The sequence below is a fragment of the Pseudomonas brassicacearum subsp. neoaurantiaca genome (genome assembly GCF_013608025.1).
Classification (GTDB): domain Bacteria; phylum Pseudomonadota; class Gammaproteobacteria; order Pseudomonadales; family Pseudomonadaceae; genus Aquipseudomonas.
The window spans coordinates 216,734-234,291 of record NZ_VDLV01000020.1; the positions used below are offsets into that span (position 1 = coordinate 216,734).

General features: G+C 59.5%; 21 protein-coding genes. 2 read left to right on the forward strand and 19 right to left on the reverse strand.

Annotated elements, in window-relative coordinates; translation table 11 throughout:
* Window positions 1-63: 63 nt before the first annotated feature.
* From queC to FHK92_RS14625, 17 genes are all read right to left on the reverse strand, one after another.
* The gene (queC, locus tag FHK92_RS14545) at window positions 64-756 is read right to left on the reverse strand and encodes a 7-cyano-7-deazaguanine synthase QueC (protein WP_181288672.1); all 693 of its coding nucleotides are present in this window, start codon (window positions 754-756) and stop codon (window positions 64-66) included.
* Between the two features lies 1 nt (window position 757).
* Complete coding sequence (gene queE / locus FHK92_RS14550; protein ID WP_030140793.1) at window positions 758-1,405, reverse strand: 7-carboxy-7-deazaguanine synthase QueE; 648 nt, start codon at window positions 1,403-1,405, stop codon at window positions 758-760.
* Between the two features lie 167 nt (window positions 1,406-1,572).
* Window positions 1,573-2,406 (reverse strand): tol-pal system protein YbgF, encoded by an 834-nt coding sequence (gene ybgF, locus FHK92_RS14555; RefSeq protein WP_181288673.1) that lies wholly within the window; start codon window positions 2,404-2,406, stop codon window positions 1,573-1,575.
* 6 nt (window positions 2,407-2,412) lie between these two features.
* Entirely contained in the window at window positions 2,413-2,910 is a 498-nt protein-coding gene (gene pal, locus FHK92_RS14560) for a peptidoglycan-associated lipoprotein Pal (RefSeq protein WP_030140795.1), read from the reverse strand.
* Between the two features lie 52 nt (window positions 2,911-2,962).
* Entirely contained in the window at window positions 2,963-4,207 is a 1,245-nt protein-coding gene (tolB, locus tag FHK92_RS14565) for a Tol-Pal system beta propeller repeat protein TolB (RefSeq protein ID WP_375154610.1), read from the reverse strand.
* A 53-nt stretch (window positions 4,208-4,260) separates the two neighbouring features.
* Window positions 4,261-5,340: a cell envelope integrity protein TolA gene (gene tolA, locus FHK92_RS14570; protein WP_181288675.1), complete on the reverse strand. Its 1,080-nt coding sequence runs from the start codon at window positions 5,338-5,340 to the stop codon at window positions 4,261-4,263.
* Window positions 5,340-5,792: a protein TolR gene (gene tolR, locus FHK92_RS14575; RefSeq protein ID WP_161796096.1), complete on the reverse strand. Its 453-nt coding sequence runs from the start codon at window positions 5,790-5,792 to the stop codon at window positions 5,340-5,342. The genes tolA and tolR overlap by 1 nt, the downstream gene beginning before the upstream one ends.
* Window positions 5,793-5,815: 23 nt before the next feature.
* On the reverse strand, window positions 5,816-6,511 hold the full coding sequence (tolQ, locus tag FHK92_RS14580; RefSeq protein ID WP_181288676.1) for a protein TolQ: 696 nt from the start codon (window positions 6,509-6,511) through the stop codon (window positions 5,816-5,818).
* Window positions 6,501-6,968 carry a tol-pal system-associated acyl-CoA thioesterase gene (gene ybgC / locus FHK92_RS14585; protein ID WP_030140799.1) on the reverse strand — a complete coding sequence of 156 codons (468 nt, stop codon included), beginning with the start codon at window positions 6,966-6,968 and terminating at the stop codon, window positions 6,501-6,503. Before ybgC ends, tolQ begins: the two co-directional genes overlap by 11 nt.
* 127 nt (window positions 6,969-7,095) lie before the next feature.
* Window positions 7,096-8,157, reverse strand: coding sequence for a Holliday junction branch migration DNA helicase RuvB (gene ruvB, locus FHK92_RS14590; RefSeq protein ID WP_030140800.1), 1,062 nt, complete (start codon window positions 8,155-8,157; stop codon window positions 7,096-7,098).
* Window positions 8,158-8,766: a Holliday junction branch migration protein RuvA gene (ruvA, locus tag FHK92_RS14595; protein ID WP_181288677.1), complete on the reverse strand. Its 609-nt coding sequence runs from the start codon at window positions 8,764-8,766 to the stop codon at window positions 8,158-8,160. It abuts the gene before it with no gap.
* Between the two features lie 113 nt (window positions 8,767-8,879).
* Entirely contained in the window at window positions 8,880-9,404 is a 525-nt protein-coding gene (ruvC, locus tag FHK92_RS14600; protein ID WP_063324612.1) for a crossover junction endodeoxyribonuclease RuvC, read from the reverse strand.
* A gap of 196 nt (window positions 9,405-9,600) precedes the next feature.
* A complete protein-coding gene (locus FHK92_RS14605) occupies window positions 9,601-10,347 on the reverse strand; it encodes a YebC/PmpR family DNA-binding transcriptional regulator (protein ID WP_030140803.1) in 747 nt (248 codons plus the stop codon).
* A 120-nt stretch (window positions 10,348-10,467) separates the two neighbouring features.
* The gene (gene aspS / locus FHK92_RS14610) at window positions 10,468-12,243 is read right to left on the reverse strand and encodes an aspartate--tRNA ligase (RefSeq protein WP_181288678.1); all 1,776 of its coding nucleotides are present in this window, start codon (window positions 12,241-12,243) and stop codon (window positions 10,468-10,470) included.
* A 75-nt stretch (window positions 12,244-12,318) separates the two neighbouring features.
* Window positions 12,319-12,540, reverse strand: coding sequence for an FmdB family zinc ribbon protein (locus FHK92_RS14615; RefSeq protein WP_003178589.1), 222 nt, complete (start codon window positions 12,538-12,540; stop codon window positions 12,319-12,321).
* A gap of 125 nt (window positions 12,541-12,665) precedes the next feature.
* Complete coding sequence (locus FHK92_RS14620) at window positions 12,666-13,010, reverse strand: ribbon-helix-helix domain-containing protein (RefSeq protein ID WP_181288679.1); 345 nt, start codon at window positions 13,008-13,010, stop codon at window positions 12,666-12,668.
* Window positions 13,011-13,215: 205 nt separating this feature from the next.
* On the reverse strand, window positions 13,216-13,689 hold the full coding sequence (locus FHK92_RS14625) for a Dps family protein (RefSeq protein ID WP_181288680.1): 474 nt from the start codon (window positions 13,687-13,689) through the stop codon (window positions 13,216-13,218).
* 393 nt (window positions 13,690-14,082) lie between these two features.
* On the opposite strand from FHK92_RS14625, the gene FHK92_RS28005 reads away from it, so the two are divergent.
* Entirely contained in the window at window positions 14,083-14,688 is a 606-nt protein-coding gene (locus FHK92_RS28005; protein ID WP_030140807.1) for a cold-shock protein, read from the forward strand.
* Window positions 14,689-14,757: 69 nt separating this feature from the next.
* Here FHK92_RS28005 and FHK92_RS14635 read toward each other — a convergent pair whose 3' ends face one another.
* Complete coding sequence (locus FHK92_RS14635; RefSeq protein WP_181288681.1) at window positions 14,758-14,964, reverse strand: SlyX family protein; 207 nt, start codon at window positions 14,962-14,964, stop codon at window positions 14,758-14,760.
* A gap of 3 nt (window positions 14,965-14,967) precedes the next feature.
* Window positions 14,968-15,393 carry an HIT family protein gene (locus tag FHK92_RS14640; RefSeq protein ID WP_181288682.1) on the reverse strand — a complete coding sequence of 142 codons (426 nt, stop codon included), beginning with the start codon at window positions 15,391-15,393 and terminating at the stop codon, window positions 14,968-14,970.
* An 816-nt stretch (window positions 15,394-16,209) separates the two neighbouring features.
* On the opposite strand from FHK92_RS14640, the gene FHK92_RS14645 reads away from it, so the two are divergent.
* Window positions 16,210-17,538 (forward strand): OprD family porin, encoded by a 1,329-nt coding sequence (locus FHK92_RS14645; protein ID WP_181288683.1) that lies wholly within the window; start codon window positions 16,210-16,212, stop codon window positions 17,536-17,538.
* The last annotated feature ends 20 nt before the right edge of the window (window positions 17,539-17,558 follow it).

Below are 17,558 nucleotides of genomic sequence, written 5' to 3' on the forward strand. Positions count from 1 at the left end.
GCTGTGTGGTGGCGCGTATAATACTGATTTCTAAGGACTATTCAACACTTAATTTGAAATAAATCAAAAATAAGGGGTTGGATCGCTCACACCCGCCGCCGCGAAGCCTTCGGCACGCAGGCGGCAGCTATCGCATTTGCCACAAGCGCGCCCCTGTTCGTCGGCCTGATAACACGAAACAGTGAGGCCATAATCCACCCCAAGCTTCACCCCTGCCCTGACGATGTCAGCCTTGCTGAGGTTTTGCAGAGGCGCCTGGATCCGGAAGCCCTGCCCCTCTACGCCGGCCTTGGTCGCCAGATTCGCCATGCGCTCGAAAGCCTCGACAAACTCCGGACGGCAATCCGGATAGCCGGAATAATCCACCGCGTTGACACCAATAAAGATGTCACGGGCACCCAGCACTTCGGCCCACCCCAGCGCCAAGGACAGGAACACCGTGTTGCGCGCCGGCACATAGGTCACCGGAATGCCTTCGCTCGGCGCCTCGGGCACATCAATGGAACTGTCAGTCAGGGCGGAACCGCCGATGCCGTTGAGGTTCAGGCCGATCACCTTGTGCTCGACAACGCCCAGGTCTCGGGCGACCCGCTCGGCGGCGTGCAACTCGGCACGGTGGCGCTGGCCATAGTCGAAACTCATGGTGTAGCAGCGATAGCCTTCGGCGCGGGCCATGGCCACGACCGTGGCCGAATCCAGGCCGCCCGACAGCAGGATGACCGCGCGCTTTTCTGGAGTGGTTGATTGTTCAGTCATGTCAGCGCCCCGGCTCGTCGTTCCAAAGATATTTGTGCAGTTGCAGTTGCAGGCGCACCGGCAAGTTATCCGCCACCACCCAGTCCGCCAGCTCCCGGGCATTCAGGTCGTGGTGACTCGGGGAAAACAGCACCTCGCCAGCCCGCTGGTCCAGACCGTACTGGATCAGCTTGGACACCGCCCAGTCGTAATCTTCCCGCGAACAGATCACGAACTTGACTTGGTCGTTGGGTGTGAGCAGTTCGATATTCTCGTATCGGTTGCGGTGTGCTTCCTTGGAGCCTGGCGTCTTCAGGTCAACGACGCGACTGACCCGCGGATCGACCGCCGAAATGTCCAGCGCACCACTGGTTTCCAGGGAAACCTCATAGCCTGCATCGCACAATTGCTTGAGCAAGGGGATGGCATTGGGCTGCGCCAATGGCTCCCCCCCGGTGACGCAAACATAGCGCGGACGGAAGCCGGCCACTTGTTCGAGGAGATCGTCGAGGGTGCGCAAGGTGCCGCCGTTGAAGGCATAGGCACTGTCGCAGTATTGGCAACGCAATGGACAACCGGTAAGGCGCACAAAAACAGTCGGCAGCCCGGCCGTTCGCGTTTCACCCTGCAACGAGTAAAAAACTTCGGTAATTCTCAATGTGTCTTGCATAGTCGCCACGGGCGTAACAGCTAAACAGGCTGTCCGCCTCCGTCAGGCACCTCAAGGAACCCCGCCAACGCGTAGATCCCAGGAAGCGTGTTTCATAAAAAGGGCGTGAATTCTAACGAAAAAACCCGCGACAGGCGCGGGTTTCTTCCAAGCGGGTTCAAACAGCCTTACATGCGCTGCAGATCGCGCTGGGCCAGCTGAGCGGCGGATGTCCCCGGATACTGGGCCACCACTTGTTGCAGGATGCCTTTGACCTTGTCGGTGTGCCCGAGGCGGCGCTCTACATCAGCCAGCTTGTACAGCGAATCCGGCACCTTGGCGTGCTTGGGATACAGTTGCGAAACCTTGGCGAACGCCTGGCCGGCACCTTGCAGGTCACCCTTGGCCAGGTTCACCTCACCCAGCCAGTATTGGGCATTGCCCGCGTACTGGCTGTTTGGGTATTTGCGCAGGAAAGCGGCAAAGGCCTGGCTGGCCTTGTCGAAATCCTTGGCCTTGATCAAGTCGAAGGCAGCATCGTAATAGAGCTTTTCCTTCGCTGGATCAGCCGGCTCGCCACCGGCAGCAGGTGCAGCTGGAGCATTTGCCCCAGCGCCTGCGGCTGCACCGGGGGCGTTCAGATCGCCACCGGCTGGAGAATTCTCAGGAGTCGCGGCAGGTGCAACGCCGGTTCCTATGCGCCGATCAAGATCCTGGTATCGCTCCAGGTTTTCCTGCTTCATGCGCGAAATATCATTTTGCAGTTCTTCAATCACACCCTGTTGGCGCGAGATCTGATCCTGCATTTGCTGCAGTTGGTTGAACAGCTGGCCCTGTGCCGAGACAGGGGCCGAAACCCCTCCCCCGGCATAGGCGCCGTTCGTACCGTAACCTGCAGGCGGATAACTGCTCCCGCTATTGTTATAGCCGGCATCGTTATCGACCACAGGAACCGCAGCCCACGCCGCAAGCGGCGCGAGGCTGAGAGCCAGAACAGTTACAGCACGACGGCACGTTCGCATGACGAATTACTTACGCAGTTCGACGCGACGGTTTTGAGCCCAGGACTGCTCGTCGTTGCCGGTAGCAACTGGACGCTCTTCGCCGTAGGAAACCAGTTCCAGCTGAGCTGGGGAAACACCTTGCAGTACCAGGTAGCGTTGAACGGCTTTCGCACGACGCTCGCCCAGTGCCATGTTGTACTCACGAGTACCACGTTCGTCGGTGTTGCCTTCCAGAACAACGCGAGCGCCGTTTGCTTTCAGGTCTTTGGCGTGAACGTCCAGAGCGCGCATGGCTTCTGGCTTCAGGTCCGAGCTGTCGTATTCGAAGTAGAAGGTGGTGATTGCGCGCAGAGCAGCTTCTTCGCTCATGGAGCCGTCAACTGCACCGGTGTTAGCGCCGTAACCAGCGTTTGGATCAACAGCGCCTTCACCGGCGTTGTCGCCGCCTTTGGACGAGCAACCTACAGCTACAGCCATGGCCAGAGCCAGCGCAGCAAATTTACCAAACTTCAGCATTTCCATCGTGAAACTCCTAATGAACCCCAGTGTGTTAAGTAAAACGTATTGCGCCGCGTCAGTTCAGGTAAGGGGACCAGGACGGTTCTCTGACTTCGCCTTGAGCGGTAGGAAGCGGGAGCCTCACGCGTCCATTAATGGACACGAGCATCAAGACTCCCCGGCCCTGCTGGCGGGTGGCGTAGATTACCATGGTGCCGTTGGGCGCAACAGTAGGTGACTCGTCCAGAGTGCTATCAGTGAGGATTTTTACGCTTCCGCGCTGCAAATCCTGGGCCGCCACCTTGAAATTGGTGAAACCATCCTGGCGATGGATCATGACCAGGGTCTTTTCGTCCGCCGACAGTTTAGGGTTGGCGTTGTAGTTCCCGACGAAAGTCACGCGTTCGGCACCACCGCCACCGGCGCTGGTCTTGTAGATCTGCGGCTTGCCGCCACGGTCGGAGGTGAAGTAGATGGTCGAGCCATCCTTGCCCCAGAACGGTTCGGTATTGATGCCCGGGCCGTTGGTCACGCGGGAGATCGAGCGCGAAGCCAGGTTCATCACGTAGACGTCCGGGTTACCGTCCTTGGACAGTACGAACGCCAGGCGCGAGCCGTCCGGCGACCAGGCTGGCGCGCCGTTCAGGCCTTCGAAGTTGGTGATCTGCTCACGGCGACCGGTGTCGATGTGCTGTACGAAAATACGCGGACGCTTCTGCTCGAACGAGACATAGGCGATACGCTTGCCGTCAGGCGCAAAACGCGGCGACAGGATCGGCTCGCGCGATTGCAGCAGGGTCACCGCGCGGGCGCCGTCATAGTCGGAACGCTGCAGGGTGTAGCGGGTATTGTTTTCCGAGAAGCGTTCGGCGGTCACGTAAAGCATGCGGGTAGAGAACGCACCCTTGATGCCGGTGAGTTTCTCGAACGACTGGTCGGCAATGTAGTGGGCCATGTCGCGCAGCTGATCAACGCTGCCCGATACGCTGCCGGTCAGCACTTGCTGCTCGGTGGCGACGTTGAACAGGCTGTACTGCACCTGCAGGCGACCGCCCGCCGGAACAATGCTGCCGACCATGATGTACTGGGCGCCCAGGGCTTTCCAGTCACGGTAGATGACTTCGCTGGCCTGGGTTGGCAGGCTGATCATGTTCTGCTTCGGAATCGGCGCGTAGTAACCCGAATTGCGCAGGTCGTTGCCGATGATTTCCGCCATGTCGTCCGGCAGGACGCTGCCGCCCTGCCAACCGAACGGTACGACGGCGATCGGGGTAGCCCGGTCGCTGCCGCTGGTGACCAGGATGTTCTTTTCCTCTGCCATCGCGATCCCTGCCAGGCAGCAGACAACGACAAGCATTGATCGAAGAAGGTTTCTCACAAGGCTAGATCCTCAGGTGTGAATGTCATCTTGAACGAACGATAGGGAGCAAAATCGCTCGGCTTCATTCCTTGCATTTCCGTCAACCGCCCAATGTTCTTGACCGCCGCGACCGCCGAAGCGTCGAACGGACCATCGCCACTGGACTTGGCCACGCTGACCGAGGTAACCGTACCGTCGGGCAACATGCCGATTTGCAATACTACCGTCATGCCTTTGCGCGCCGAAGGTGGACGAGCCCAGCCTTCCGCCGCACGGGCACGAATCAGATCATCGAAGCTACCGGCGACTTCATCGCCTTGCTCGTCGGCCAATGCCTGCTGGCGCTCCGGCGTGTCGGAAAGCAAATCTGCCAAGGCCTGGGCCTTTTTCTCTTCGGCGGATTTACGCGCTGCGTCCTGGGCCTTTTTCTTGGCGGCGTCGGCGGCGGCTTTCTTCTTCGCGTCTTCGGCGACTTTCTTCTTCGCCTCTTCAGCTTCAGCTTTCTTCTTGGCGTCTTCGGCCGCTTTTTTCTTCGCGTCCTCGACGATCTTTTTCTTCGCTTCTTCAGCGGCCGCTTTCTTGGCCTCTTCTTCAGCGGCTTTCTTGGCTTCTTCTTCGGCTTTCTTCTTGGCTATATCAGCCAATTGTTTCTCTTCTGCCTTTTTGGCCTCGGCGGTCTTCTTCGCTTCGTCGGCTTTCTTGGCCTCGTCTGCCTTTTTAGCCTCGTCCGCTTTCTTCGCCTCGTCGGCCTTCTTCGCTTCTTCGGCCTTTTGAGCCGCTTCCTCTTTCTTTTGTTCCGCAGCCCTTATCGCTTCCTGCTCGACCTTTTTCTGCTCCATCTGCTCGACTTCGGTCTGGCGCGCAGCGGATTTCTTCGCTTCGCCGGCAAGCTTCTGGTTGGTCTGCGTCGTGGCCTGGCTTTTCGACTTGAGCTGGTACAGGGTCGCCTGGACGATCGGCTTGGCCGGCGGCAGCTCCGGCGTCATGGCAAAGCTGACGAACAGCATGCCGAACACCAGCACATGCAGGCCGATGGCAAGGACACTGGGCCAGAAGTAGCTTTCCGAGGCGGACGGCTCTCGCTGTTGCTGCATCAGGGTGCCTCGGTGATCAGGCCAACGTTACCGACCCCGGCTTTCTGCAGGCCGCCCATGGCGCCCATCACGGCACCGTAGTCGACGGTCTTGTCGCCGCGAATGAACACCTGGGTGCGCTTGCCGGCATCGTTGCCGACACGAATGATCTTGGTCACCGCATCGGTCATCTGCGGCAAGGTCATGGCCCGGTCCTGCTGCTTCTCGGTATCGACTTCACTGCCAAGGTTCCAGTAGTAGGTCTTGTCAGCCTTGATCGAAATGGTCAGGACCTGGGTGTTGTTGTCCTGCGGCAAGGCTTCGCTGGAAACCTTGGGCAGATCGACCTTCACGCCCTGATTGAGCATCGGCGCGGTGACCATGAAAATGACCAGCAGCACCAGCATCACGTCGATGTAGGGCACCACGTTCATCTCGGCAACCGGCTTGCGCTTGTTTCGGGCTCGAGCGATTAAAGCCATCGGGAAATACCTGCTTATTCTTCGCTGGTGTGCACTTTGCGGTGCAGGATCGCCTGGAATTCATCGGCGAACGTGTAGTAGCGGCTGATCAGCGTTTCGCTGCGAGCAGCGAAGCGGTTGTAGGCGATAACGGCCGGGATCGCTGCGAACAGGCCGATGGCAGTGGCGATCAGCGCCTCGGCGATACCCGGGGCCACGGTGGCCAGGGTCGCTTGCTGGGCGGATGCCAGGCCACGGAAGGAGTTCATGATCCCCCACACGGTACCGAACAGGCCGATGTACGGGCTGACCGAACCGACGGTCGCCAGGAACGGCAGGCCCTGTTCGAGTTTTTCTTCCTCGCGGGAAATGGCGACGCGCATGGCACGGGCCACGCCTTCCATGACCGCTTCAGGATCGACACCGGGCTGCTGGCGCAGGCGGGAGAATTCCTTGAAACCGGCGCGGAAGATCTGCTCGACGCCCGAATCCGGATCCGGGTTGCTGCCGGCCTGGCGGTACAGCTTGGACAGGTCGATGCCGGACCAGAAGCGCTCTTCGAAGCTCTCCAGGGCACGGCGACCGGCGCGCAGCATGTTGCTGCGCTGAAAAATCATGATCCATGAGGTCACCGATGCGGCTACCAGGGTCAGCATTACCAGTTGCACCACGACGCTGGCATTGCTGACCAGGCTCCACATGGAGGAATGGTCGACGACGTTAGCTTCCACGCTTTATCTCCTGCTCTGAGTGTGTACCCGCGCCGCTCACGCCGGCAAAGGCCGCACGTAGAGCTTCGGGAATGGCCCGGGGTTTCAAACTATGGGTGCGCACACAGGCCACCAAAAACTGCCCTTCGCAGAGCAGCACATTATCCGCAGCGCGCCTGACCTGCTGCTTGAAGCGCAGGCTGACGCGGTTCAACTCGATGACATCGGCAGTCACCACAAGCTCGTCGTCCAGTCGCGCCGGCGCGTGGTAGCGCGCTTCGCTGGAATGCACGACGAATAACAGGTCCTCCCCTGCCAGCGCGGATTGGGCAAAACCCAGTTCCCGCAGCCGTTCGGTTCGAGCCCGTTCCATAAACTTGAGGTAATTGACGTAGTAAACGATGCCGCCGGCATCGGTGTCCTCGTAATAAACGCGACAGCGATGTGCGAACGACTCCAGCCCGTTTTGCGCGCGCATACTCTAGTGCTTACTCCTCAGGTTGCCAATCGGCCAGGCAACTGTTTTTTCATTCTCGAACGCATTGACGCTCCAGGCGTGGTCTGGGACAGCACCAACCGGAAAAAAGTCGTCGTACAGAGCGCGCTCAATCGTCTACCGCATCGAGGAACTCGTCTACCACCGGCATCTCGCCCATTCGTGTCGGGATGTTTAAACCGAAGTGCAGATAAGCATGACGCGTTACCACGCGCCCGCGAGGGGTGCGCATGATATAGCCCTGCTGGATCAGGTACGGTTCCAGTACATCCTCAATCGTGTGGCGCTCTTCGCTGATGGCGGCGGCCAGGCTGTCCACGCCTACCGGGCCACCGTCGAATTTCTCGATCATGGTCAGCAGCAGGCGCCGGTCCTGATGGTCGAAACCACGCTCGTCGATATCCAGCAGGTTCAGCGCCAGGTCGGCGATCGGCTTGGTGATATGGCCCTTGGCCCGGACTTCGGCAAAGTCCCGGACCCGGCGCAGCAAGCGGTTGGCGATCCGCGGCGTACCGCGGGCCCGACGGGCGACTTCGTAGGCGCCGTCCGGGTCCAGCGGTAAGCCGAGGATGCCCGCCGAGCGGCTGACAATCGTCGCCAGGTCGGCGTTGTTGTAGAACTCCAGGCGCTGGACGATACCGAATCGGTCACGCAGCGGGTTGGTCAGCATGCCGGCGCGGGTGGTGGCGCCCACCAGGGTGAACGGTGGCAGGTCGAGCTTGATGGAACGCGCCGCCGGCCCTTCGCCGATCATGATGTCGAGTTGGAAATCTTCCATGGCCGGGTACAGCACTTCTTCGACGATTGGCGACAGCCGGTGGATTTCGTCGATGAAAAGCACGTCATGGGGTTCAAGGTTGGTCAACAATGCCGCCAGGTCGCCTGGCCGCTCCAGCACCGGCCCGGACGTGCTCTTGATCGACACCCCCATTTCCTGGGCGATGATATTGGCCAGGGTGGTCTTGCCCAAGCCTGGCGGGCCGAAGATCAAGGTGTGGTCCAGCGACTCGCTGCGCCCACGAGCTGCCTGGATGAACAACTCCATCTGCTCGCGCACGGTCGGCTGGCCGATGTAGTCGGCCAGGCTGACAGGGCGGATCGCGCGGTCCTGGATTTCCTCGCGGTCACGGGGCGCGCCCGTGGCGGCGATCAGACGATCAGCTTCAATCACTTAAATCATTCCCTTCAGGGCGCGACGAATCATGTCTTCGGTGCTCAAGCCTTTTTCCTTGATCGCGGAAATCGCCTTGCTGGCTTCCTGCGGTTTATAGCCCAGGGAGATCAGCGCCGTGACCGCATCGTTTTCGGCGCTGACTGTCGGCGCAGGCGCATCCGGCTGGTTTGGCACCAGCGCGAACATGGCCGGCACCGCCTCCCAGGCCTTGAAGCGATCCTTGAGCTCCACCAGCAGGCGCTCGGCGGTTTTCTTGCCGACACCTGGCACCTTGGTCAACGCCGAGGTGTCCTGGGACTGCACACAACGAATCAGCTCATCGACCTCCAGGCTCGACATCAGGGCCAGGGCCAGTTTCGGGCCGACGCCGTTGAGGCGAATCAGCTCGCGGAAGAAATCCCGCTCGCGCTTGCCAACGAAGCCATAGAGTAACTGCGCATCCTCGCGCACGACCAAATGAGTGTGCAGCGTCAGCGGCTCACCGACCGACGGCAAGCGATACAGCGTGGTCATGGGCACTTCGAGTTCATAGCCCAGGCCATTTACATCCAGAATCAGGTGCGGCGGCTGTTTTTCAGCCAGGGTGCCGCGCAAGCGTCCAATCACGTTTCAGATCCTTGGGCGTTGGCCAGCCACTGGCTGGCGAATAACAACACGAGCACTAAGGCCGACGACACAGGCGCAACGGGCTCGGGTTCATGAATGAAGCGCTGATGCTATCAGAGACGCAGGCGCCCGCCACGACTGCGTGCGGTTCCCAAGCCATGGGGCAACAGGCTGGAACGGGTATGGGCATGGCAAATGGCGATGGCCAGGGCGTCGGAGGCGTCGATCTGCGGCTTGCTGACCAATTTCAACAAGTGCATCACCATCATTTGCACCTGTTCCTTGTTCGCCGCGCCGGTTCCGACGACCGCCTGCTTGACCTGGGTCGCGGTGTATTCGGCAATCTCCAGGTTTTCCTCGGCACCCGCCACGATCGCCGCGCCTCGGGCCTGCCCCAGTTTCAGCGCAGAATCGGCGTTGCGGGCCATGAAGACCTTTTCGATGCCCATGGTCACGGGGCCGTAGGTCTGGATGACCTCGCGCACACCGCGATAGACGATCTGCAAGCGCTCATGCAGCTCACCCGCACCGGTGCGGATGCATCCGGAGGCGACGTACACGCAGCCGCGCCCGGTATCGCGAACCACACCGTAGCCGGTGATGCGCGAACCGGGGTCGATACCAAGGATTAAAGTCATAACGCCTGCGAAAGGTAGTGCGGTTGCGAGAGGATACAGCTCACCCAAGGCTTGCGGTGAACCTGTGGCGAGGGAGCTTGCTCCCGCTGGGTTGCGCAGCAGCCCCTTCTTCAATGAGTGCTTCGCACTCAAGCGGGAGCAAGCTCCCTCGCCACAATGATTTCAAACAGCCTTAAGTGAGCAGCATTACGGCTTGTCAGCCGAGCTGTTCAGCCACCGATTCCGGAATATCGGCGTTGGAATAAACGTTCTGCACGTCATCCAGGTCTTCCAGCATATCGATCAGCTTGAGCACTTTCTCGGCGCCTTCCAGGTCGAGTTCGGCGCTGGTGGTCGGCTGCATGACGATTTCCGCGTCCGCAGGCGCAAAACCGGCCGCTTCCAAGGCATTGCGCACGGCATAGAAGCTGGCGAACGAAGTGAACACGTCGAACGAACCGTCCTCATGGCTGACCACGTCGTCGGCATCGGCTTCCAGCGCCGCTTCGGTCAGCGCATCCTCGTCGACGCCCGGCGCAAAGCTGATTTGCCCCTTGCGCTCGAACAGGTAGGCCACCGAGCCGTCGGTGCCGAGGTTGCCGCCGCACTTGCTGAAGGCGTGACGCACGGCCGCCGCGGTGCGGTTGCGGTTGTCGGTCATGCACTCGACCATCACCGCCACGCCGCCCGGACCGTAACCTTCATAGGTCAGCTCTTCAACGTTGTCGGCCTCGGTGGCGCCAGCGCCACGGGCGATGGCCCGGTCGATGATGTCGCGACTCATGTTCGCGCCCAGCGCCTTGTCCAACGCCAGGCGCAAGCGCGGGTTGGAACCCGGATCACCGCCACCCTGGCGGGCCGCGACCGTCAGTTCACGGATCCACTTGGTGAAGATCTTGCCTCTCTTGGCATCCTGACGTTCTTTGCGGTGCTTGATGTTCGCCCACTTGGAATGACCTGCCATAACTCGCTCCGTTTCGCTTTGGAACATTGCCCGCCCTGCGCTTGCGCAGTGGCCGGCAATCAGAAATATCGACCCCAACGAAAAGGCGCATCCGAAGATGCGCCCTCTCAGGTGCCAGCCTTACTCAGCCTTTGGCTGTTCACGCAGGCGGATGTGCAACTCGCGCAACGCCTTGGCGTCCACGACGCCAGGCGCCTGGGTCATGACATCGGCCGCGCTCTGGGTTTTCGGGAACGCGATCACTTCGCGGATCGACTGGGCGCCGGTCATCAGCATCACCAGGCGATCCAGGCCGAAGGCCAGGCCACCGTGGGGCGGAGCACCGTACTTCAGGGCGTCCAGCAGGAAGCCAAACTTCTCTTCCTGCTCGGCTTCGCTGATGCCCAGCAGACGGAATACCGCCTGTTGCATTTCCTTGCGGTGGATACGGATCGAACCGCCACCCAGCTCGGTGCCGTTCAGGACCATGTCATAGGCGCGGGAAAGCGCGCCGGCCGGGTTGGCCTCCAGCTCTTCAGGCGAGCACTTCGGCGCGGTGAACGGGTGGTGCAACGCGGAGAAGCTGCCGTCATCGTTTTCTTCGAACATCGGGAAGTCCACGACCCACATCGGCGCCCACTCGCAAGTGAGCAGCTCCAGGTCATGACCGACCTTGATCCGCAGCGCACCCAAGGCCTCGCTGACGATCTTGGCCTTGTCGGCGCCGAAGAACACGATGTCGCCGTCGACCGCGCCAACACGATCGAGGATCACGTTGAGGTTGGCTTCAGGGATATTCTTCACGATCGGCGACTGCAGGCCTTCAACGCCCTTGGCGCGCTCGTTGACCTTGATGTAGGCCAGGCCGCGGGCACCGTAGATGCCGACGAACTTGGTGTAATCGTCGATCTTGCTGCGTGGCATGCTCGCACCGCCTGGTACGCGCAGGGCCGCAACGCGGCATTTCGGGTCGTTGGCAGGACCGCTGAACACCTTGAACTCGACGTCCTTGAGCTGATCGGCCACGTCCACCAGTTCCAACGGGTTACGCAGGTCTGGCTTGTCGGAACCGTAGCGGCGCATGGCCTCTTCGAAGGTCATGTGCGGGAACTCGCCGAATTCCAGGTCCAGCACTTCCTTGAACAGGTTGCGGATCATGCCTTCGGTCAGGCCCATGATGTCTTTTTCGTCGAGGAAGCTGGTCTCGATGTCGATCTGAGTGAACTCAGGTTGACGATCGGCACGCAGGTCTTCGTCGCGGAAGCATTTGGCGATCTGGTAGTAGCGATCGAACCCGGCCACCATCAGCAGTTGCTTGAACAGCTGCGGCGACTGCGGCAAAGCGAAGAAACTGCCGGGGTGGGTGCGGCTCGGCACCAGGTAATCGCGCGCGCCTTCCGGTGTGGCGCGGGTCAGGATCGGCGTCTCGACGTCGAGGAAGCCGTTTTCGTCCAGGTAGCGACGAATGCTGGTGGTCATGCGCGAACGCAGGCGCAGCTTCTCGGCCATTTCCGGGCGACGCAGGTCGATGAAGCGGTAGCGCAGGCGCGTTTCTTCACCCACGTCGGAGTATTCGTTGAGCGGGAACGGCGGGGTTTCCGCCTCGTTGAGCACTTCCAGCTCGTAGCCCAGCACTTCGATCATGCCGGACGCCATATTGGCATTGCCAGCGCCGGCTGGGCGCAGGCGCACCTTACCGGTGATCTTGACGACGTATTCGCTGCGCACGCGGTCGGCGGTGGCGAAGGTTTCAGCGCGGTCCGGATCGAACACCACCTGGGCCAGGCCTTCACGATCACGGATATCGAGGAAAATCACCCCGCCATGGTCACGGCGACGATGAACCCATCCGCAAAGAGTAACTTCCTGGCCTTCCAGGCTTTCGTTCAGTTGGCCGCAATAATGGCTGCGCATCATGGTAGTGGTTTCACTTCTCGTAATTCGACATTCGGTTGGAGGCCCTGCCCGTGCAAGAACTCGCGCGTATTCAACTCAATCAGCCTTGTCGCCACCGGCCAGGTTTTTCTTGGCGCCGGTCTTGAAGTCGGTTTCATACCAGCCCGTGCCACCGAGGCGGAAACCAGGCATGGACAGCATCTTTTTCAGTTCTGGTGCCTGGCAGGCAGGGCAGTCGACCAGCGGTGCCGCGCTGATCTTTTGAATGGCTTCCATCTGATGACCACAGGAAGCACATTGATAGTCGTACATCGGCATGGGGGTTGTCTCGGCGATCAGGTTACTCGCGCAAAAGCGGGGCTTTGCGGCAAAGAGCGGGATTATATCCATTAAATGCAGCCTGTGCAGCCGTAAGACCGCACAGTCATTGCCGATAATATCGTTCACCCAAGGCCGGCATGACCCGGGTGCATTTCCTTCAGGCTGTGAACCACGCAGACAACACGCACCAGCCCGCTGAAATTGCGCACGCCGCCATGGCGCAGGTGTACCTCCCGGTCCACATGGGACAACAAGGTGCTGATGGAGCAACTGTTGAGGTGCGCCATGTCGCTGAGAATATCCCAATAGACCTGCTCCAGCCGCAGGCAGGTGGCGAACCCATTGAGCCGGACAGAGCGGGCCAGGGGCCGGGCCAGTTGCATATCGAAACCGCTGACGAACGGGTCGATGTGGATAGACTGCAAGCGTCCACGCCCATCTTCCCGGGGTTCTTTTCCTTGAATCATACCGTTGACACTCCTTTGCCATACGAGCCTCAGTCGGAACAACCGATCTGTGGCTCTATGGAAGCTCAACGGGATCGCCAGTTCCAGATGACTTTTTGACCATCAACGTAGGACAAGCCAACAGAAGACTGGCGACAAATTACACAGCCCTGGAACCTGGCGTCAGGCGATGATGCCAACGGCAACACCACCGCCTGGGCGTGACTTACTTATCCTCCAGTAACGAACGCAGCATCCAGGCGGTTTTTTCATGGACCTGCATGCGCTGGGTCAGCAGGTCGGCGGTGGGTTCGTCGCTGACCCTGTCCAATAAAGGAAAGATGCCACGGGCCGTGCGAGTCACCGCTTCCTGCCCTTCGACCAATTGCCGGATCATGTCCTCGGCGCCAGGCACACCCTCTTCTTCCTTTATGGACGACAAACGCGCATATACCGAATAAGCACCCGGCGCCGGGAAACCGAGCGCACGGATTCGCTCGGCGATCAGGTCAACCGCCAGCGCCAGCTCGTTGTATTGCTCCTCGAACATCAGGTGCAGCGTCCGGAACATCGGACCTGTAACGTTCCAGTGGAAATTATGCGTCTTGAGGTACAGCACATAGGTGTCCGACAACAACCGCGAAAGCCCGTCGACGATGGACTTGCGGTCTTCTTCGCTGATACCGATATCAATGGCCATGTGGGTTGATCTCCTGACGTGATGGATTCGACAGCGGTCATTTCACTCTAGCGTGTGTCGCCGCCTGAGGCCTGCGACAAATCGCCAGCCGTCCTGAACCGACAAGCCGCGACGGCGAGCGGTTCCGGAAAACCTGAAATCGAATCCTCATTCGCCTGGCATCTTCAGGGGCCAGCACCCGCTCCGCCGACGAACAGCGTCCCGCCCGCCAGCAACACGTTTGAGAAGGCCCCGGCTTTGCTGTTAAATAGGCAGTGTGTCGCTACGCCTATTTTTCCGGGCGGCGCGCATAGGCTGATTCGGGTACGTATTACTACGCCTCTCATTGTTCTGGAGCGAACCGCCCCCGATCAGCTCTTCCTTGTGATCTGTCTTAACCGTGAGCCAATCAAAATGTTGAAAATCGTCCACTTGCTAATGGGCGCAGCTGCCCTGCTGCTGTCCTTCATCCCTAGCCTGGGTTCCGAAGCCACACCTTACCTGCAACATCCCGACGCGCTTTACCTGGCCTTTTTCGGCCTGCTCAACCTGACACTGGCACCCGTCATCCCTTACTGGAACAAAGGTCCACGTCATCAACTGCAAAACCTTGTCAGTGCCCTGCTGGTGCTGGCCGTTGCCTTGCAAACCCTGACCCTGCTGGCGCCCATGCCGGAAATCGGCGGCCAACCCGCCATCCTGTCCAGCCTGGCTGCGGCATTGCTCGCCGTACTGCTGCATTTGGCCGTCAGCTTCTACAAGAAGTCGTCGCCGTCCGCCGCACCGCAGAACTACGACATGTCCAACCGTGATACCGGCACCGTGAAGTGGTTCAACACGTCCAAGGGGTTCGGTTTCATCTCCCGTGATTCCGGCGATGACATCTTTGTGCATTTCCGGGCCATTCGTGGCGAAGGCCATCGCGTCCTGGTCGAGGGCCAGCGCGTGGAGTTCTCCGTCATGCATCGCGACAAGGGCCTGCAAGCCGAAGACGTGATCGCCGCGCTGCCGCGCCGCTGATCCAGGTGTAAAAAAACCGCGATGCAGCCTGGCTGCTCGCGGTTTTTTTGTGCCCGTCGTTCGGGCTCGTCAGTAGTGGGGAGGCGGCGCTTCTTCTTCGAAAGATTCGAACTGCCCAACCATTTCCTCCTGGCGCTTGAGCAGCGCCGCCATCTGCAGCTGCAGACGCTCGACGACTCGCTGTTGCGCCACCAACACGTCGTTCAACGCCTGGATGGTGTCGTCCTGGAATGCCAGGCGGCTCTCAAGGTCGGTTACACGCTCTTCAAGATTCATGGTTCAGCCCTCCAGGAACTTGAAATCATCGGTCAGGACCGCTCGCAAGCGTTCACGAATGACATTCACCTGCTCGGCACTATAAGGCTGTGCCGGATGCTTGCCCCACACCGGCGCCGGCCAGGCGGCATCGTCCCGCTTGCGCACGATTACATGCATGTGCAATTGACTGACAACGTTACCCAAGGTTGCAACGTTCAGTTTATCGGCGTCGAACGAGTCCTTGAGCGTCTCGGCCAGCGCCGTGGTTTCTTTCCACAGTTGCTGTTGATCAGCGTCATCCAATTGAAACAATTCACTGATATCGTCCCGCCGCGGCACGAGGATGAACCATGGGTAGTTCGAGTCGTTGGACAAGAGCAACCGGCAAAGCGGGAAATCGCCGATGGGCAATGTGTCTTGTTGCAATCGTGGATCTAAGGCAAACACCGCGCGTACTCCTCACTCATTGATGATTGTGCCGATTTGGCAGCCCACTGGCCTGCCTTGGGGCATATGAGCCCAGCATACCCGTGAACGACGGAACCTTCACTGCGCACCGCCCCTGCGCACCAATGCCGTGCGCCGAGCGCCGTAAAAGCGCATTAAGCGTTGAGCAGGTGTAAGGACTGTCCGCTTTTCGTACAGCTTGAAGATTTTTTGCACCAAAACAGCACAATGCAGCTACGCTCACTGCTCGTGACATCCGCGTTTTACCCACTGACGGGGTGAACCGGTAACGTTTTTGGTTGTCGCGCGAGCTCCAACGGCTTCAAACATGACAGCTGCCTGACAGTCAACCCCATTTAAAACAAGGCCTTTGGAGCCCGGTTTCATGAGGTTTCACCGCAACCGCAGCTAAATTGTGAAAAAAATGTCAACGAAATCCGGGTTTGTGCATGCTTGTTGCATTCATGCCCATATCGTCTACAGGAGCCGCCGGAAGCGGAACCTGCAGGCCTGAGAATTAAAGTGGCAAGGCTGCCCTCAGGAGCTACAAGGTTGGACTTACGGACTCTTTACACCGAAGCGTGCAATCAAAGAACAACTTGAAGTTGTCATTCCGCACACCTCGGATCAGCTGAAATGCGACATGGATCGAGCCATTGGCGACATGGTCGTAAAGAAGCTGGAAGGATGAATGGGCAAGTATCGCCAAAGAATGTCGACGTGATATAAGTTTGCGCCGACACAAAAAGAAAGAGCCGCCCAGATAATAAAACAGGTGGGACGGCAGTACTCTTAAAACCAAAGGAGCAAATCACGATGCGCGTGATGAAGTGGAGCATGATCGCACTGGCCGTTGCTGCAGCAGCCAGTACTCAAATGGCCTCGGCCGCACCTTTCGTAAGTGACCAGTCTGAAGCCAAGGGCTTCGTTGAAGACGCCAGCGCCAAACTGTTGCTGCGCAACTACTACTTCAACCGTGACCGCAAAGATGGCGCTACTGACCAGAAAGACTGGACTCAGGGCATCTGGGGCAACTTCAACTCCGGTTACACCCAAGGCACCGTAGGCGTCGGTATTGATGCATTCGGTTACCTGGCCGTGAAACTGGACGGCGGCGACGGCACTGGCGGCACCGGCAACATGAGCCGCGACGCTGATGGCGACGTCAACGACAGCCAAGGCAAAGCCGGCGCAGCGGTCAAATTCCGCGTCTCCAAGACCGAGCTGAAAATCGGCGACCAACAGCCAAGCACTGCTCCAGTGTTCGCTGTCGGTGGTTCCCGCGTCCTGCCTCAAACTGCCAGCGGTTTCCAACTGCAGAGCAGCGAAGTCAAAGACCTCGACCTCGAAGCCGGTCACTTCTACTCGGCGACCAGCCAGGACCGCAACGCCCGTGACGGCGGCCTGTTCGCAACCTACGCTGGCGTAGAAGCCAACTCCATCGATTACGCTGGCGGTAAGTACTCCTTCACCGAAAACCTGAGCGCATCGATCTACGGCGCCCAGCTGGAAGACATCTGGAACCAGTACTACGGCAACCTGAACTACACCATCCCAATGGGTGGCGATCAGTCGCTGAACCTGGACGGTAACATCTACCGCACCACCGACACTGGCAGCTCCAAGGCCGGTGACATCAGCAACACCGCGTTCTCCCTGGCAGCCGCTTTCTCCTTCCTGAAAGCGCACACCGTCACCGTAGCCTTCCAGAAGGTCAACGGCGATACGCCTTTCGACTACATCGGCGTGGGCAAGAACAACCGTGGCGGCGACTCGATCTTCCTCGCCAACTCCATCCAGTACTCTGACTTCAACGCGCCTGGCGAGAAATCTGCCCAGATTCGTTACGACATCAAGATGGCTGAGTACGGCGTTCCTGGTCTGAGCTTCATGACTCGCTACGTCAAAGGTTGGGACATCGATGGCACCAACACCCCAACAGGCAGCCCTTACGCTGGTCTGTACGGTGACAACGGTAAGCACAACGAAACCAACTTCGAAGCCAAGTACGTTGTTCAGTCTGGCCCGGCCAAGGATCTTTCCTTCCGTGTTCGTCAAGCCTGGCACTACGCTAACGCTGACGAAGGCGAAGGCGATATCAAAGAGTTCCGCCTGATCGTCGACTACCCGATTTCGGTTCTGTAATTGCCGAAAGTCTGTTCGCG

What these genes read in the sequence shown, in the direction of transcription:
- pal (WP_030140795.1), bottom strand. Translation starts at nt 2,910, where the DNA reads ATGGAAATGCTGAAGTTTGGTAAATTTGCTGCGCTGGCTCTGGCCATG.
- queE (WP_030140793.1), bottom strand. Translation starts at nt 1,405, where the DNA reads ATGCAAGACACATTGAGAATTACCGAAGTTTTTTACTCGTTGCAGGGT.
- FHK92_RS14620 (WP_181288679.1), bottom strand. Translation starts at nt 13,010, where the DNA reads ATGATTCAAGGAAAAGAACCCCGGGAAGATGGGCGTGGACGCTTGCAG.
- tolB (WP_375154610.1), bottom strand. Translation starts at nt 4,207, where the DNA reads ATGGCAGAGGAAAAGAACATCCTGGTCACCAGCGGCAGCGACCGGGCT.
- ruvC (WP_063324612.1), bottom strand. Translation starts at nt 9,404, where the DNA reads ATGACTTTAATCCTTGGTATCGACCCCGGTTCGCGCATCACCGGCTAC.
- FHK92_RS14645 (WP_181288683.1), top strand. Translation starts at nt 16,210, where the DNA reads ATGCGCGTGATGAAGTGGAGCATGATCGCACTGGCCGTTGCTGCAGCA.
- ybgC (WP_030140799.1), bottom strand. Translation starts at nt 6,968, where the DNA reads ATGCGCGCGCAAAACGGGCTGGAGTCGTTCGCACATCGCTGTCGCGTT.
- FHK92_RS14615 (WP_003178589.1), bottom strand. Translation starts at nt 12,540, where the DNA reads ATGCCGATGTACGACTATCAATGTGCTTCCTGTGGTCATCAGATGGAA.
- FHK92_RS14635 (WP_181288681.1), bottom strand. Translation starts at nt 14,964, where the DNA reads ATGAATCTTGAAGAGCGTGTAACCGACCTTGAGAGCCGCCTGGCATTC.
- ybgF (WP_181288673.1), bottom strand. Translation starts at nt 2,406, where the DNA reads ATGCGAACGTGCCGTCGTGCTGTAACTGTTCTGGCTCTCAGCCTCGCG.
- tolA (WP_181288675.1), bottom strand. Translation starts at nt 5,340, where the DNA reads ATGCAGCAACAGCGAGAGCCGTCCGCCTCGGAAAGCTACTTCTGGCCC.
- queC (WP_181288672.1), bottom strand. Translation starts at nt 756, where the DNA reads ATGACTGAACAATCAACCACTCCAGAAAAGCGCGCGGTCATCCTGCTG.
- FHK92_RS14625 (WP_181288680.1), bottom strand. Translation starts at nt 13,689, where the DNA reads ATGGCCATTGATATCGGTATCAGCGAAGAAGACCGCAAGTCCATCGTC.
- aspS (WP_181288678.1), bottom strand. Translation starts at nt 12,243, where the DNA reads ATGATGCGCAGCCATTATTGCGGCCAACTGAACGAAAGCCTGGAAGGC.
- FHK92_RS28005 (WP_030140807.1), top strand. Translation starts at nt 14,083, where the DNA reads ATGTTGAAAATCGTCCACTTGCTAATGGGCGCAGCTGCCCTGCTGCTG.
- FHK92_RS14605 (WP_030140803.1), bottom strand. Translation starts at nt 10,347, where the DNA reads ATGGCAGGTCATTCCAAGTGGGCGAACATCAAGCACCGCAAAGAACGT.